Here is a 14,583-nt window from a genome sequence, read left to right as displayed (position 1 = left end):
TCAGGCGCTCTTCATCAGCAGTACGACCAGCAACAGGTTGAGCAGCAGCGACAGCAGTGCCATGCCGCGCCAGACCTTCAGCGGCTCGCGTTCGAGTAGCGGGCGTGGTCGAAGACTGGCGCTGCGCTGTTCGCCCTGTTCCAGTTCCAGCAACCACTGCTCGGCGGTTTCGAAGCGCTGGCGTGGATCGACCGCCACCGCGCGGCTCAGGCTTTCCTCCAGCCAGCTCGGCAGGTCGGGGCGATAGCGGCTGGCTGCCGTCGGCTGGCCGAATCGTGGACGCTGAAACGCCTCGATCTCGCCGTAGGGGTAGTGCCCGGTCAGCAGGTAATAGAGCGTCACGCCAGTCGCATAGAGGTCTTGCGCGGGGCTTGGCTCGGCACCGGCGAAGGCCTCCGGGGCTATGAAGCTGGGCGTGCCCGGCAGGTGGTTGGGCAGGTCGCGGGATAATCCGGGACAGAACGCCAGGCCGAAATCGAGCAGACGCAGTTCCCCGTCTTCGCCCAGCAGCAGGTTTTCCGGCTTGATGTCGCGGTGCAGGATGTTGCGCCGATGCAGCATGCCCACCGCGCGGATCAACCGTGGGGCGATCTGCAATAGATCGGTAAGTGGCAGCGGACCTTCTTCTGCGAAGCGTCGCGCCAGGGTGCAGCCGGGGTACTCGCGCTGCACGTAATAGAGATGCTGGCGCTGTGGCAGGGGATGCAGCTCGGCGAAGTGCCGCCCGGCGACGCGGCGCATGAACCACTCTTCCTGCAGCAGGGCGGGGCCGGCGTCCAACTCGTCCTGCCGGCTGGGCGGCAGCGTCTTCAACAGCCACGGTTGGCCCTGACCATCCAGTACGCGGTAGATCAGCGACTGCCGCGACTCATGCAGCAGCGCGGTTACCTGCCAGCCCTCGAAGGTCTGCCCGGCGCGCAGCTTCGGTGGCAGCGGCCAGTGATCGAGCTGCGCCAGGGTATCGGCGAGCACCGCCTCGGGCAGCGCGTCCACCCGTAGCAGCAGGGCGCTGGCGTTGTCCTGGCTGCCGCTCTGGTGCGCGAGGCTGACCAGCGCCCGGGCGGCGGCACCGAGGTCGGGTTGATCGTGCAGGATATGCGCGATGTCGCGCTCGGGGACGCACGACCAGACCCCGTCGCTCAGCAGCAGGTAGCTTTCGCCTTCCTGCAGCTCGCCGTCGAGGTAGTCCATCACCAGGTGTTGATCCAGCCCCAGGGCACGCTTGAGGACATGCTGCATGCCCGACTGTTCCCAGACGTGGTCTTCGCTGAGTCGCTCCAGTTCGGCGCCGTTCCAGCGATAGGCGCGGCAGTCGCCGACATGCGCCAGGGTGAAGCGTCGGCCGCGCAGTACCAGCGCTGTGAGCGTGGTCAGCAGCGGCTGGTTGCCGCCGTTGGCCTGCAGCCAGCGGTTGTGCGCCACCAGCACGCGATCCAGCGATTGCGCAACGGCCCAGGTTTCCGGTGTCGCGTAGTAGTCGAAGGCCAGCGCCTGCAGTGTCGCGCGGGCCGCGAGCCCGCCATCGGCGCACTGGTTGACGCCATCGGCCAGGGCGAACAGATAGCCCTTGCCGGTGGCCAACCCAGGCGCCGGCGTGACGATGCGCAGCGCATCCTGGTTTTCCGGCCGCGGGCCGGCGGCGCTGGCCTCGCCGTAACTCAATCGCAGGGGCATGATCGTTCTCGAAAGGCTCGGTACGGCGGCGCAGCAATAATCGCGCCCTGCGGCATCGGCATCAGACCCGCGCGGCGGTGACGGCGGCCGAACCCCAGGTGGTGCGCCAGCGACGCTTGACGCCATGCAGGCCGAACCAGGCGAGCACACCGAGGCTGGCGAACAGCCAGAGGCCGAACTGGTAATCGCCGGTGGACTGCTTGACCGCGCCCAGCCCGGCGGTGAGCAGGAAGCCACCGATACCGCCAGCCATGCCGACCAACCCGGTCATCACGCCTATTTCCTTGTTGAAACGCTGCGGCACCAGCTGGAACACCGCACCGTTTCCGGCACCGAGGCTGAGCATGGCGACCACGAACAGCGCCAGGGCGGCCGTGGAACTGGGCAGGTTGAAGCCGACTGCGGCGATACAGATGGCCGCGACCGTGTACATCACCAGCAGCGCGCGAATGCCGCCGATGCGGTCGGCCAGGGCACCGCCGAGTGGGCGCAGCAGGCTGCCGGCGAACACGCAGGCGGCGGTGTAATAGCCGGCCTTGACCGGGTCGAAGGCGTACTGGTCGTGGAAATAGCCGGGCAGGGTGCTGGCCAGGCCGAGGAAGCCGCCAAAGGTCACGCTGTAGAAGAACATGAACCACCAGCTGTCGCGGTCGCCTAGTGCCTTCATGTAGTCCGCCAACGACTTGGGTGCCGGGCGGTTGGGCGCGTTCTTCGCCACGCTGGCGAAGATGATGAGCGTGAGTACCAGCGGGATCAGGGCCAGGCCGAACACATTGTTCCAGCCGAAGATCGCCGCCAGCACCGGGGCGAACAGGGCCGCCAGCACGGTGCCGGAGTTGCCCGCGCCGGCGATGCCCATGGCCTTGCCCTGATGTTCCGCCGGATACCACTGCGAGGCCAGCGGCAGCGCCACGGCGAAGGAGGCGCCAGCCATGCCGAGGAACAGGCCGAGCAGCAGCGCCTGCTCATAGCTGTTGATGCCGTGCAACCAGGCCACTAGCAGGGCAACGATGACCACGCTCTGGCCGAACAGCCCGGCGGTCTTCGGTGAGGTGCGGTCGGCGAGGATGCCAAGCGCCAGTCGTAGCACGGCGCCGGCGAGGATCGGCGTCGCCACCATGAACGCGCGTTGCTGGGTGGTCAGGCCCAGGTCGGCGGCGATCTGCACGCCGAGCGGGCCGAGCACGTACCAGACCATGAAGCTCAGGTCGAAATAGAGAAAGGAGGCAAACAGGGTAGGCGCGTGGCCGGCTTTCCAGAAACTTGTGCTCATTGGATCGACTCCAGGGCGTTACGTGGCGCGGCGTTGGCCGCCAGGGCTGCTCGATCCGCCCCATCGGCGAGGCGGAAAACAAAAAGGCGCCGCAGCACGCCTGCCGGAGCAGGAATGTTGTGACGCCTTTGTCGTATGGGCAGACCGCCGTTGGCCTGCGTGCCAGAACAAAGCATCTAGCGTGCCAGCCATCGCGAAGGCCCGTCGCGCGTGGCTCCCGGCGGTCCAGTTGCACGTGGCGGGTGCGGCAGCTGCACAACGAGTGCGCAGCGGTGGGCCAAATCGGGGCAGGGCGGTGCAGTCGCCGCGGTTGCTGGTAGGCTTGGGCAGCACTTGCCAAGGAGCGAGCGATGCCCCTGATTGCGACCCTGACCCTCAACCCGGCGATGGACCTTTCGGTCAGCACCGCCCGGGTCACCGATACCCAGAAGCTGCGCTGTTCTGCGCCTCGCCATGACCCTGGCGGTGGCGGCATCAACGTGGCGCGGGTGGTGAAGACCCTCGGTGGCAAGGCGGTCGCCGTCTACCCGGCCGGGGGGCCGTTCGGCGATCTGCTGCGGCGGTCGCTCGACGAACTCGGACTGGTGCATCGCCCCGTGCCCATCGCCGGCGATACGCGGGAGAGTTTCACCGTCGATGAGCTGCAATCGGGCCTGCAGTACCGCTTCGTGCTACCTGGTCCGGTGCTGTCGGCGCAGGAGCTGGAGCGCTGCCTGCAGACGCTGGCGGCGCTGCGTCCGGCGCCAGAATATGTCGTGCTGAGCGGCAGCTTTCCGCCCGGCACGGACCTGGCCTTCTTCGATGACCTGCGCGCCCTGACCCTGCGGCTCGGTGCCCGGCTGGTGGTCGACCTCTCCGGTGAGCCGCTATGCCATGCGGCCCGGCATGGCGGTGTGTACCTGATGAAGCCCAGTCTCGAGGAGCTTTCCACCCTGATGGGCGGCGCCCTGACCAGCGAGGCCGAGCAGCAAGAGGCCTTGCGCAGCCTGATCGCCCGGGGCTGCGCCGAGATCGTCGTACTGTCTCTGGGGGCCGAGGGTGCGCTGTATGCCTATGGCGAACGGCTGGAGCGTCTGCGCTCGCCGCAGGTGCCTGTGGTCAGCGCAGTGGGGGCGGGCGACAGCATGTTGGGTGCCATCGTGCAGGCACTGGCGGATGGGCGTTCGGTAGACGCGGCGGTGCGCCAGGGCATCGCGGCCGGTGCCGCGACGGTGATGCGGCCGGGCACCGAGCTGTGCCATCGCGAGGATGTGCAGCGCTTGCTCGAGGCGCTGGAGCGCGCCTAGTCGATCCGGTTGACCCGTGGAAACTTGGCGGCGAATGCCTCGGGCATCGCTACCACCCGCGCCTGCCCATAGTCGTAGAACACGAAGCCGGACTTGGCCATGGCGATCAGCACGCCGTCGGCCGGCCGGGTGATGCGGAAGATGATGTCCCCGCCGTACTTGTTGAAATCCATCACGCCGACCTCGAACAGCAGCGCATCGCGGGCGTGGGCTTCGGCCTTGTAGGTGGTGGCAAGGTCGGTGACGATGATGCCGCTGCCGTCCTGGCGCGTCTCCGGCACCCCGTAGGCGAACAGAAAGCGCGCCCGCGCTTCGGAGATCATCGAAATCATCGAGTCGTTGGCCAGATGGTTGGCTGCGTTGATATCGGTGATCCGCACGGTGAGTTGGGTGGAGAAGCAGTACTGGTCTTCCGGAAACTGAAGGTTGAGGCGCGCCATGAGGTGCTCGGTCGTCGAATGAAGGCGGGCATTCTAGCGCTGCGTCACTTGCCCGGGGCAGGCGCGGGAGCGGTATTGACTGCGAATGGACCAGCTAAAGGCGGTACTTCATGGACAAGGCCGTTTTACAGAAGACCACCGCTCATGGCCTGGGCCGGTTCCACGGCCACCGCCACGGTCGCCGAACAGCGTGGCCATGATTCCATCATCCCGGCTTATGCGCGGCTGGCAGCCCCTTCAGGCTGTCATGCTGCAGACGTTGCTGGATCGAGCGCAGGCGCGCGTCGATCAACGGCGTGATCAGTGCGAAGCACTGCGGCGGGCTGAGCCTCGGCTGTTGTGCGTGGATCACGCCGCGCTCCAGTTTGCCGATCAGGCGTTTCAGCTCCACGTCCGGGTCACCGCCGAGGCGTCGGCATAGAGACATGAGGCGGGCTTGCAGGCCTGGGGTGCAACCGCCCTGGTTCGAGGCAAGCACGCACAGCCCTCGCAGGCGCGCCACATCCTCCAGCGTACGGCAGGCCTGACCCAGTGGCTCGCGCTCGTCGATGGCGGCGATCAGGCTATCGATCAGGCGACTATGGCCATCGAAATCGGCCGGCGTGTCGCGCAGTTGCGCCCAGTCAGCGGCGACCGCGTGTGGATCGGGCATAGCGCTGCGCTGTTGCAGCCGCTGGGTCAGACTGGCGGCCACGGCATCGCGCAGTGCAACGGCGGCGGCCTCGTGCTGCGCGCCGAGGCCGCGGTGTTGTTGCAGCAGGCGCAGAATTTCCAGGTCTTCCAGCAGTGCCCGTACGCGCAGATCGCGCACGCGCTGGGCGTGGCTGGCAGTGGCCATGCGGTTCAGGTAATGGCCGAGCAGCAGCAGGGCGCAGGTGATCGCCACGGTCGCGGTTATGGTCATCTTGAAACTCCCCAGCCTTGGGCGCGAAGCGCGCAACAAAAAGGCGTCCGATCCGCATGCGTACATGCAGTCGAGGACGCCTTTGTCTGTGCCGACACCTTCGTTGGTTCGGCCTATCCAGCCAAGCAAGCGGCTTGCCAGTTCCGCGCTTGACGCTCGCCGGCCAGTGCGATGCCACTAGGTTGGGGCGCAGCGGCGTTTCTCGGCAGCGGTGGCGCACGATGATTCGCTGTAGCGCCTGCCCGCCGCTGGTGCAGTGGCCTGCCTGGCGCACCGTGACCGGGCGCGGTCATTCGCCGAGCAACTCGTTCATCGCGATGATCTGCTCGGCGACCTGGATCAGCTTCTGCTGCCGGCTCATCGCCTGACGGCGCATCAGGGTGTAGGCCTCTTCTTCCTTGCAGTTTCGCATCTTCATCAGCATGCCCTTGGCCAGCTCGATGCGCTTGCGTTCGACCAGCTGCTGCTCCCGGGCCTGCAGTTGCGCACGTATTGCCTGGTCGCTTTCGAAGCGGGCCATTGCCACGTCGAGGATCGGCTTGAGGCGCTGGGCCTGGATGCCTTCGACGATATAGGCACTGACCCCGGCGCGAATGGCCTGACGCATGGCGTCCGGGTCGCTGTCATCGGTGAACATGACGATGGGGCGTGGCTGATCGCGGCTGACCAGCACCACCTGCTCGAGCACATCGCGGCCGGGTGAGTCGGTGTCGATCAGCACCACGTCGGGACGGATCGCCTCGACCCGCTCGGGCAGGTCGATGGTCAGGCCGGATTCGTCGATGACCTCGAAGCCGGCTTCGATCAGCGCGCTCTTCAGGCGGCCGATCTTCCGCGGGGTGTCGTCGATCAGGAGGATACGCAGCATGCCGGAGTCCTTCTCAAAGCGCAGCCATGGCAGGGCTTGCCATGGCATGCAGCGCGAAACTGCGGGCATAGGTGGCCGGATCGCTGCCGTCCCAGTGTTTGCCATCCATCAGCGTGGCGCTGCGCATGGCTGTGTCAGGCAGGGCGATGCCCAGCGCGCCGGCGGCCTGGCGATACAGTTCGATCTGCTGCACCTGGTTGGCCACCTGCAGGTAGTCCGGGTCTTCGCGCAGCAGGCCCCAGCGGCGTAGCTGGGTCATGAACCAGAGGCCGTCGGAGAGATAGGGCAGGTTCGCCGCTCCCTCACCGAAGAAGCGCAGCGGATGCTCGTCCTGCCAGGCATTGCCGAGGCCATCCTGGTAGAGGCCGAGAAAGCGTGACTCGATGGCCGCCAGCGGTGCATCGACGTAGTCGCGCCCGGCGATCAGCTGTGCGGTGCTGCGGCGATTCTCCTGGCTCTGGTCGATGAAGCGGCTCGCCTCCAGCACGGCCATGACCAGTGCTCGGGCGGTGTTGGGGTACTCCTCGACGAACGCGCGGGTGCAGCCGAGCACCTTTTCCGGGTGGTCAGGCCAGATCGACTGGCTGGTCGCCAGGGTGAAGCCGACGCCTTCGGTAATGGCCTGTGCTCCCCAGGGTTCGCCGGCGCAGAAGCCATCGATGCGACCGGCACGCAGGTGCGCCACCATCTGCGAAGGCGGCAGCACGAGCGTCTTCACGTCCCGCAGCGGATTGATGCCATGGGCGGCCAGCCAGTAATAGAGCCAGAGCGCGTGGGTGCCGGTGGGGAAGGTATGTGCCAGGGTCAGGCGTGCACCGCTATGGCGCACGCTGGCGCGCAGTGCCTCGGCATCGGTCACGCCTGCGGCCTTCAACGGGGCGGACAGGTTGATGCTCTGGCCGTTCTGCGCCAGGCCCATGAGCACGGCCATGTCCACTGCCGGGCTGCCGCCGATGCCCAGATGCACCGCATAGATCAGGCCGTAGAGTCCGTGAGCCGCGTCCAGCTCGCCGCCGATCAGCTTGTCGCGCAGGGCCGACCAGGAGTTCTGCCGCTGCAGGTTGAGCGTCAGTCCGAACGGCTGGGCGAAACCCTGGGTGGCGGCGACGATCAGCGAGGCGGCATCGGTGAGCGGCAGAAAGCCGAGATTGATCGAGCTCTTTTCCGGTGCATCGCTGCCGGCGACCCAGGTCAGTGCATCGTGTCGGGGCGGCGAGAGAGGGTCGGTCATGCTTGATGGCCTTTTTCCGATGGCGCGGTGCGCAAGATTGGTTATGCCAACCCTGAAGCAAGCCATATGCCAGCGAGAAAATGGTGCATGCCGCGAGCGGTCACTGGGGTTCGCCAGTGCCGCCCAAGGACGGCCATCAGCGTGGATAGAGCGGCGGCAATGCACCCTGTTCCTGGTCGAGATCCGGGCTGCTGGCCGGTGGCAGCGCCTGGATCGCCTGCCACAGCGCATCGCCCTGCCAGCGTTGGCCGGCTTCGCTATACAGCGCGCCATTCAGGCCGTCCAGGGCGTCGGAAAGCGGCACGAAACGCGCGGCCATGTCCGCCAGTGTTTCCGGTTGCTGCCGCGCCCAGGCGTCCAGTGCCTGGCGGGTGGCCTGTGTATCGTTGGCCTGGCAGGCGCGGCGCAGATCGTCGAGCAGGCTGCGCGGAGTAGGGCCGGGTTGCAGCGCGCGCTGCACCGCAGGCTGGCGCCGTGCATGCAGCCACAGACCGAAGCCGATCAGCGTGCTGAGTGCCAGCAGCGCTGTGCTCAGCTGCCACGGCCAGAGCACGGCCTGTTCGGCGGGTACTGCTGACAGCACCGGTGGTTCGGCCGCTGGCGGGGCGAGATTCGGATTGTCCGCGACATCCAGCGTACGCGCCTCGAGCGTGGTGCGCTCCAGGCGATCTTCGACGGTGTTCCACCAGACGACTTCGAGAGCAGGCAACTGCAATGGCCCGCTGCGGGTGGGGATCAAGGCTTCGCGCTGTTCGCGACTGCCGACCAGGCCGGCTGAGCTGACCTCGTTGGCCAGGCTGGGCTGGTCCGGGTAACGGCGCAGTTCGGCGCTCGGTGTGGAGCCGATCGCCGGCAGCTGCGTGCTGGTCAGCCCCTCGGCCTTGAGCAGCAGGCTGCGGGTGAGCGATTCGCCGGCCTGGGCCTGCTGCGGCTCCGGGCTCCAGGCTTCGACCAGCGTCAGGCTGCGCGCCGGCAGCCAGGGCGCGCCGGCTGGATAGTCGGCCGGTTTGGTCTTGACCGTCAGCGGGATGCTCGGCGAGCGGACCTGGGTGGACCGGCCGCCGCGCGAGCCGAATACCGAGCTGCTGCCGTTGGTGACGGTGGTGGCGCTGAACAGCTGAGCGGGGATGGTCAGTTCACCGGATTTCTGCGGGAACAGCGCATAGCGCACCTCTATGACGCCGTGGCGGACGCCGTTGATGGTCTTCTCGTAGGTGCGCGGCTCGCCGAGGCGCTCCACAAGCGCTTCGGGCATCTGCAGCGGAGAAAGCGTGCTGTCGTCGTACAGCGAGACCGAATGGTAGATGCGCAGCGTGAGAATCACCTGGGCCTGCACGTAGACGCTTTCCTGATCGACGCTGGAGTCGATGAAGATGGGCGCCAGCTGATCGCCTTCGCTGCTTTTGAGCGACTCCTGGACCAGCAGGGTAATCGGCTCGCTGCGCCAGTCGCCCAGCTGCAGCGGCGGAATGACGACGTAGCCGGTCTGGCGTGGGCGCAGGGTGATCAGCCAGCGGGTGATCGCCCGGGCTTCGCCGTTGCTGCTGGACAGCTGGTTGACCTGGCGGGTGTCGAAGACCTCGAACAGTTCCTCCAGCGGCTCCAGATCGGGTTTGCCGAAGACGGCGCCGCCCTGGCTTTCCAGGCTGAGTTCGAGGGTTTCGTCGATGCTCAGCTGGGTGCGATCCACACGGGCGAACAGGCCGGCGGCGGTCGCCTGGCCGGCCAGGATGCAGAGCAGGAGAAAAGCCATCAGGCGCTTCATCGATTGGTTCCCTGGCGCTTGCGTTGTTCGTAGAGAAACTTTCGCCGCAACAGCTCGCCGGGATCGTCCGGAATCTGCCGCAGCCATTGTTCGGTGGCCTGTTGCCGTTCCAGATCGGGCAGGCCCTCGTGCTGTGCCTGAGCGGACGATTCGCCGGTTTCGTCCGTCGCTTCGCTTGTGGATGCCTGCGGGGCGCCACTGGCTTCGCTGGCCGGCTCGCCCTGTGCGTCCTCTGTCGACGGACTGCTGGCAGAGCCGGACTCCGGTGGTTGCGACTGTGGCTGCGGCTCGTCCGGCTCCGTCTGTTCCTGTTCCTGCTGCTCAGGCTCTGGCTCGGACTGCTCCTGACGGCGGCGCAGCAGCTCCTCCACCAATGCCTTGTTGCGCTGCGCCGCTTGCAGGTCGGGCTGCAGCTCCAGCGCCTGTTCATAGGCTTCGATGGCAGCTTCCAGGGCCTCGTCGCGTGCCAGGGCGTTGCCACGATTGTAGTGGTCGGCAGCCGTACTGCCTTCGGCGAAGCGTTCGGCGGCACCGGTGTAGTCACCGGCCTCATACAGCGCCATCGCCTGCCAGCGCCGGTCGGCAAAGCGCTCGGCGGCCTTCGCCGGTTGTTCCGCCTCCAGCAGGCGTTGGCCTTGCTGGTCGCGGCGCAGCCAGAGGTCTTCGAATTCGAATGCGCTGGCCGGTTGTGGCTGCAACAGCAGCAATGGCAGACAGAACAGCCAGCCGCGACGGCCAGCCAGCGCGGCCAGCAGGAGCAAGGGCAGCAGCAGCCAATAGCCTTGGTCGAGCCAGGCCTCCAGGCGGGTCACTTCGTCGTCGCGCTGCAGTGTGCCGGCTTGGTCCAGCAGCCCGAGCGCCGCGAGGTCTTCATCGCCGAGGCGTGCCTGACGGTAGCGCCCGCCGAGCTCGGTTGCGAAGCGCTGCAGCCCGGCGTTGTCCAGCCGCGGGATCAGGATCGCGCCGTTCGTATCCTTGAGGAAGCTGCCGTTCTCGCCGGCAATCGGGGCACCCTGTTCGGTCCCCACGCCAAGCATCAGCAGCCGCTCGCCTTGCCCTTGCAGCAGCGTGGCAATGGCGCTGCGCTCGTGCTGGTCCAGACTGCTGCCGATCAGCAGCAGGCGCCCGCGGCCGAGGCCCGTTTGACGCAACAGTTCGAGCCCCCTGGCAACGGCCAGGTCTGCACGTTGGCCGGGCTCGGGCATCAGTGCCGGGTGTACGGCCGCCAGCAGGTTGCGGGTGGTCGCCAGATCGTCGGACAGCGGCACCAGGGTATGTGCGCTGCCGGCGAACACCACTACGGCGGTCTGCACGTCCTGGCGCCGCTCCAGCAGGTCCAGCAGCTTGCGTTTGGCCTGTTCGAGGCGGGTGGGGGCGACGTCGGCCGCCAGCATCGAAGGCGTGACTTCCAGCAGGACCACCAATGGGTCGCTGCGCTTGATGCTGGGCTGCTCGAAGCGCTGCCAACTCGGGCCGAGCAGCGCGATGACCGCCAGCAGCCAGGCGAGCCCCAGCACCAGCCAGGGCAGGCGACTGTGGCGCAGCCGGCCGCGGGTCAGCAAGGCCGCGTGAAAGGCTTCCGGCAGCAGCCGCTGCCACCGGCCGACCTGCAGTTGCCGATGCCAGAGGCGCCAGAGCAGCCAGGCCAGCAGCGGCACGATGGCCAGCCACCAGGGGCGAAGCAGGTGGGGCAGCAGCTCGCTCATCGCCGCTGCTCCCGTCGCCATGCCAGGCGTTGCAGCTGCGCGCTCCAGAGACTGGCCGCGACCATCAGCAGGCTGATCAGTAGCGCAGCGCTGAGGGGCCAGATGTAAAGCGCTTCGGCCAGGCGTGCCTGGGTCGGCTGCTGCGCGGCAGGCTCGAGGCGGTCCAGCGCTGCGCCGATGGCCCTGAGCTCGGCGCTGGACGCGGCGCGGAAGTATTCGCCGCCGGTCTGCTCGGCAATGGCGCGCAGCGTCGGTTCGTCCAGATCCAGCCCCGGGTTGAAGCCGAAACGGCTGAGCACGCCCCCTTCTTCCGGGACCGCGCCAATGCCGATGGTGTGGATGCGCACGCTCTCTTCTGCGGCAAGTGTCGCGGCCAGCAGTGGATCGAGTTCGCCGCCGTTGTTCGCGCCATCGGTAATCAAGACCAGCACGCGGCTGTTGGTCGGGCGCTCGCGCAGGCGCTTGACGGCAAGGCCGATGGCATCGCCGATGGCGGTATTGCTGCCCGCGATGCCGACCCGCGCCTCGTCCAGCCAGACACGCACGGTACGTCGGTCGAAGGTCAGCGGCGCCTGCAGGTAGGCCTTGCTGCCGAAGAGGATCAGACCGACCCGATCGCCGTGGCGCTGCTCGATGAAGTCGCCGAGCAGCACCTTGACCAGCTCCAGTCGGGTGAGCTCCTCGCCTTGCCACTGCATGTCCGGGTAATCCATCGAGCCGGAGACATCCACTGCGAGCAGCAGGTCGCGGCCACTGGTGGGCAATGGCAGCGGCTCGCCCAGCCATTGTGGGCGCGCTGCGGCGAACAGCAGCAACAGCCAGACCGTGAGATAGGGCAGTTGCTGGCGCCAGGCGGGCAACGCGACCCGCGCACGACGGCCGGCCAGCTGCTGCAGTTCATCGAGGAAACTGACCTTGAGGGCGGCCTCGCCGCTATCGGCTGGCGGCAGCAACGCGCGCAGCAGCCAGGGCAGCGGCAACAGCAGGAAGACCCAGGGCCAGGCCAACTCAAACATGTTTGCGAATCCAGATGTCGACGGATTGCTCGAGGCCGTCGATGGCCTTGTCGTCGAGGCGGCATTCGGCCCGATAGGCGCCTTCGACGAGGACCATCCAGCGCGTCAGACCGGCCGCCGGGCAGCGACTGTCGAGAAATGCCAGCCAGGCCCGCCCGCTGAGCGTGTGCGGATGGTCGGCAGGGTAGCGTATGCGGCAGAGGCGCTTGAGCAGGGCGTTCAGCTGCTGCAACCACTGGCTGGCGGGCTGGCCGCCATAGGGTTTGTGCAGGCGGGCCAGTTCCGCCAGCGCTTCCTGGCGTTGCGGGTCCAGTACCGGCTCGGGGCGCACGCGCGGCTTGCGTTTGACGAGTCGATGGCGAAACCGCCAGAGCGCAGCGAGTCCGAGCAGCAACGCCAGCCCAAGCAGCCACCAGCCGGGTGCCGGCGGCCACCAGGAGATGGGCTCCGGATCGATCAGGGGAGCGAGCTGGTCAAGCGGGTTCATGGCCGCGCGCTCGGGTGACGAACGCTCAGGTGTTCGCGCAGCTGCTCGACCAGATCATGCTGGGTATCGAGCGGCATCAGCGGCACCCGCAGGCGATCGGCCAGGCGCTGCCAACGCGCGCTGCGCGCCTCGCCCAGCTCGCGGTAGCGTTGGCGCAGGGTAGCGTCGTGGGTGTCGAGCTCCAGCCGTGCGTTGCCCTGGCTGAAGCGCAGCAGCCCGGCTGCGGGCAATGCACGATCGAGGGGGTCGAACACTGGCAGCAGCAACAGATCGACATGGCGCGCGAGCAGACTGAGCTGCTGTTCGGCGGCGTCGCTCAGGGTGCGTTCGTCGCAGAGGATCACCGACAGGCTACCGGGCCGCAGCACTTCGCGTACGCGGCGCAGCGCCAGGCTGAAGGCCTCCGGGTCGAGTGGGCTGTCCGGTCGCAGCTGCCGGTTGGAGCGGGTGATGCGATCGAGCAGCTGCAGCAGGCTCTGCTTGCTGCGGCGCGGCTTGATCTCCTGCTGCTCGCTGCCGAACACCAGTCCGCCGACGCGATCGTTGTGGCTGAGCGCGGCCCAGCCGATTAGTGCGGCTGCCTGGGCCGCCAGTACCGATTTGAATTGCCGGCCGCTACCGAAGAACAGGCGCGGGCTTTGTTCGACGACGATGTAGATGGGCCGTTCGCGTTCTTCGTGGAACAGCTTGGTGTGCGGCTCCTGGGTGCGGGCAGTCACCCGCCAGTCGATGGTGCGCACGTCATCGCCGGCCTGGTAGACGCGCACCTGATCGAAATCCACGCCGCGGCCGCGCAGCTTGGAATGATGCAGCCCCACCAGCGGGCTGCGCCGGTGTGGCGTGGAGAACAGCGGGACCTCGCGCACACGGTGACGAATGTCGATGAGTTCGGACAGGCTCACCCGGACACCGTTGTCCTGTTCGGGCGGCTGCCCGGTGCCCGATGCCTGCGGTTGCATCAGGCCACCGCGACCACGTCCAGGATGCGCTGGATGACCCGATCCTGATCGATGCCGGCCGCCTCCGCCTCGAAGGACAGGATGAGGCGATGGCGCAGCACATCGAAGAGCATCGCCTGGATGTCCTCGGGGCTGACGAAGTCGCGGCCGGCTAGCCAGGCATGGGCACGGGCGCAGCGGTCCAGCGCGATCGAGCCGCGGGGGCTGGCGCCGTAGGCGATCCACTCGGCCAGCTCGGCATCGAACTTGGCCGGCGTGCGGGTCGCCATCACCAACTGCACCAGGTATTCCTCCACCGCATCGGCCATGTACAGACCGAGGATGTCCTTGCGTGCGGCGAAGATCGCCTGCTGGCTGACCCGATGCTCCGGCGCCGCCTCGCCATTGATGGCTTCGCCGCGGGCCTGTTGCAGGATGCGGCGTTCCACCGAGGCATCGGGAAAGCCGATTTTCACATGCAGCAGGAAGCGATCCAGCTGCGCCTCGGGCAACGGGTAGGTGCCTTCCTGCTCGATGGGGTTCTGCGTCGCCATCACCAGGAACAGCGGCGGCAGATCGTAAGTGCTGCGGCCCACGCTGACCTGGCGCTCTGCCATGGCCTCGAGCAGTGCCGATTGCACCTTGGCCGGCGCACGGTTGATCTCGTCGGCCAGCACCAGGTTGTGGAAGATCGGCCCTTGCTGGAAAACGAAGCTGCCGGTTTCCGGACGATAGATCTCGGTGCCGGTGATGTCGGCGGGGAGCAGGTCGGGGGTGAACTGGATGCGATGAAACTCCGCTTCCAGTCCTTCGGCGAGCTCCTTGATCGCCCGCGTCTTGGCCAGCCCCGGCGCCCCTTCGACAAGCATGTGGCCGTCGGCGAGCAGGGCGATCAGTAGGCGTTCGATGAGCCGTTCCTGGCCCAGGATCTGTGTGGACAGGAACTGCCGCAGCGCGACTATCGATTCACGGTGGTCCATCGTTTCGGTTCTTCC

The 14,583-nt window shown here is 67.3% G+C and carries 13 protein-coding genes; 1 reads left to right on the top strand and 12 read right to left on the bottom strand.

Annotation, left to right across the window (positions count from 1 at the left end):
- Together VF716_RS00335 and VF716_RS00330 are read right to left on the bottom strand one after the other, a co-directional pair.
- Positions 1 to 1,674, bottom strand: coding sequence for a bifunctional protein-serine/threonine kinase/phosphatase (locus VF716_RS00335; RefSeq protein ID WP_125841503.1), 1,674 nt, complete (start codon positions 1,672 to 1,674; stop codon positions 1 to 3).
- Positions 1,675 to 1,735: 61 nt separating this feature from the next.
- The gene (locus VF716_RS00330; protein WP_011913521.1) at positions 1,736 to 2,947 is read right to left on the bottom strand and encodes a nitrate/nitrite transporter; all 1,212 of its coding nucleotides are present in this window, start codon (positions 2,945 to 2,947) and stop codon (positions 1,736 to 1,738) included.
- A gap of 350 nt (positions 2,948 to 3,297) precedes the next feature.
- Here VF716_RS00330 and VF716_RS00325 point away from each other — a divergent pair, with 350 nt between their 5' ends.
- Positions 3,298 to 4,233, top strand: coding sequence for a 1-phosphofructokinase family hexose kinase (locus tag VF716_RS00325; RefSeq protein ID WP_011913519.1), 936 nt, complete (start codon positions 3,298 to 3,300; stop codon positions 4,231 to 4,233).
- Here the strand turns inward: VF716_RS00325 and VF716_RS00320 are convergent.
- The 10 genes from VF716_RS00320 to VF716_RS00275 all read right to left on the bottom strand — a co-directional run bounded on the left by VF716_RS00320 (position 4,230) and on the right by VF716_RS00275 (position 14,568).
- The gene (locus VF716_RS00320) at positions 4,230 to 4,673 is read right to left on the bottom strand and encodes a thioesterase family protein (RefSeq protein ID WP_011913518.1); all 444 of its coding nucleotides are present in this window, start codon (positions 4,671 to 4,673) and stop codon (positions 4,230 to 4,232) included. The two genes, VF716_RS00325 and VF716_RS00320, sit on opposite strands and share 4 nt — an antisense overlap.
- 205 nt (positions 4,674 to 4,878) lie before the next feature.
- Entirely contained in the window at positions 4,879 to 5,577 is a 699-nt protein-coding gene (locus VF716_RS00315; RefSeq protein ID WP_125841502.1) for a hypothetical protein, read from the bottom strand.
- A 289-nt stretch (positions 5,578 to 5,866) separates the two neighbouring features.
- The gene (locus VF716_RS00310; RefSeq protein WP_125841501.1) at positions 5,867 to 6,445 is read right to left on the bottom strand and encodes an ANTAR domain-containing response regulator; all 579 of its coding nucleotides are present in this window, start codon (positions 6,443 to 6,445) and stop codon (positions 5,867 to 5,869) included.
- A gap of 13 nt (positions 6,446 to 6,458) precedes the next feature.
- Positions 6,459 to 7,676, bottom strand: coding sequence for a CmpA/NrtA family ABC transporter substrate-binding protein (locus VF716_RS00305; protein ID WP_440551213.1), 1,218 nt, complete (start codon positions 7,674 to 7,676; stop codon positions 6,459 to 6,461).
- A 136-nt stretch (positions 7,677 to 7,812) separates the two neighbouring features.
- The gene (locus tag VF716_RS00300; RefSeq protein ID WP_125841500.1) at positions 7,813 to 9,441 is read right to left on the bottom strand and encodes a BatD family protein; all 1,629 of its coding nucleotides are present in this window, start codon (positions 9,439 to 9,441) and stop codon (positions 7,813 to 7,815) included.
- A complete protein-coding gene (locus VF716_RS00295) occupies positions 9,438 to 11,147 on the bottom strand; it encodes a VWA domain-containing protein (protein WP_053527233.1) in 1,710 nt (569 codons plus the stop codon). Before VF716_RS00295 ends, VF716_RS00300 begins: the two co-directional genes overlap by 4 nt.
- Positions 11,144 to 12,163, bottom strand: coding sequence for a vWA domain-containing protein (locus VF716_RS00290; RefSeq protein ID WP_020307856.1), 1,020 nt, complete (start codon positions 12,161 to 12,163; stop codon positions 11,144 to 11,146). Before VF716_RS00290 ends, VF716_RS00295 begins: the two co-directional genes overlap by 4 nt.
- A complete protein-coding gene (locus VF716_RS00285; protein WP_011913511.1) occupies positions 12,156 to 12,650 on the bottom strand; it encodes a DUF4381 domain-containing protein in 495 nt (164 codons plus the stop codon). The genes VF716_RS00290 and VF716_RS00285 overlap by 8 nt, the downstream gene beginning before the upstream one ends.
- A complete protein-coding gene (locus tag VF716_RS00280; RefSeq protein ID WP_125871766.1) occupies positions 12,647 to 13,609 on the bottom strand; it encodes a DUF58 domain-containing protein in 963 nt (320 codons plus the stop codon). Before VF716_RS00280 ends, VF716_RS00285 begins: the two co-directional genes overlap by 4 nt.
- Entirely contained in the window at positions 13,609 to 14,568 is a 960-nt protein-coding gene (locus VF716_RS00275; protein WP_013983016.1) for an AAA family ATPase, read from the bottom strand. The genes VF716_RS00280 and VF716_RS00275 overlap by 1 nt, the downstream gene beginning before the upstream one ends.
- Between the last annotated feature and the right edge of the window lie 15 nt (positions 14,569 to 14,583).

Origin of the sequence: Stutzerimonas sp. Brlt_14 (assembly GCF_051948915.1) — a bacterium.
Classification (GTDB): Bacteria; Pseudomonadota; Gammaproteobacteria; order Pseudomonadales; family Pseudomonadaceae; genus Stutzerimonas; species Stutzerimonas stutzeri.
This window is presented reverse-complemented; position numbering and strand designations above follow the sequence as displayed.

Coding starts and splice junctions, on each gene's coding strand:
- VF716_RS00335 (WP_125841503.1), bottom strand. CDS start 1,674: ATGCCCCTGCGATTGAGTTACGGCGAGGCCAGCGCCGCCGGCCCGCGG.
- VF716_RS00330 (WP_011913521.1), bottom strand. CDS start 2,947: ATGAGCACAAGTTTCTGGAAAGCCGGCCACGCGCCTACCCTGTTTGCC.
- VF716_RS00325 (WP_011913519.1), top strand. CDS start 3,298: ATGCCCCTGATTGCGACCCTGACCCTCAACCCGGCGATGGACCTTTCG.
- VF716_RS00320 (WP_011913518.1), bottom strand. CDS start 4,673: ATGGCGCGCCTCAACCTTCAGTTTCCGGAAGACCAGTACTGCTTCTCC.
- VF716_RS00315 (WP_125841502.1), bottom strand. CDS start 5,577: ATGACCATAACCGCGACCGTGGCGATCACCTGCGCCCTGCTGCTGCTC.
- VF716_RS00310 (WP_125841501.1), bottom strand. CDS start 6,445: ATGCTGCGTATCCTCCTGATCGACGACACCCCGCGGAAGATCGGCCGC.
- VF716_RS00305 (WP_440551213.1), bottom strand. CDS start 7,676: ATGACCGACCCTCTCTCGCCGCCCCGACACGATGCACTGACCTGGGTC.
- VF716_RS00300 (WP_125841500.1), bottom strand. CDS start 9,441: ATGAAGCGCCTGATGGCTTTTCTCCTGCTCTGCATCCTGGCCGGCCAG.
- VF716_RS00295 (WP_053527233.1), bottom strand. CDS start 11,147: ATGAGCGAGCTGCTGCCCCACCTGCTTCGCCCCTGGTGGCTGGCCATC.
- VF716_RS00290 (WP_020307856.1), bottom strand. CDS start 12,163: ATGTTTGAGTTGGCCTGGCCCTGGGTCTTCCTGCTGTTGCCGCTGCCC.
- VF716_RS00285 (WP_011913511.1), bottom strand. CDS start 12,650: ATGAACCCGCTTGACCAGCTCGCTCCCCTGATCGATCCGGAGCCCATC.
- VF716_RS00280 (WP_125871766.1), bottom strand. CDS start 13,609: ATGCAACCGCAGGCATCGGGCACCGGGCAGCCGCCCGAACAGGACAAC.
- VF716_RS00275 (WP_013983016.1), bottom strand. CDS start 14,568: ATGGACCACCGTGAATCGATAGTCGCGCTGCGGCAGTTCCTGTCCACA.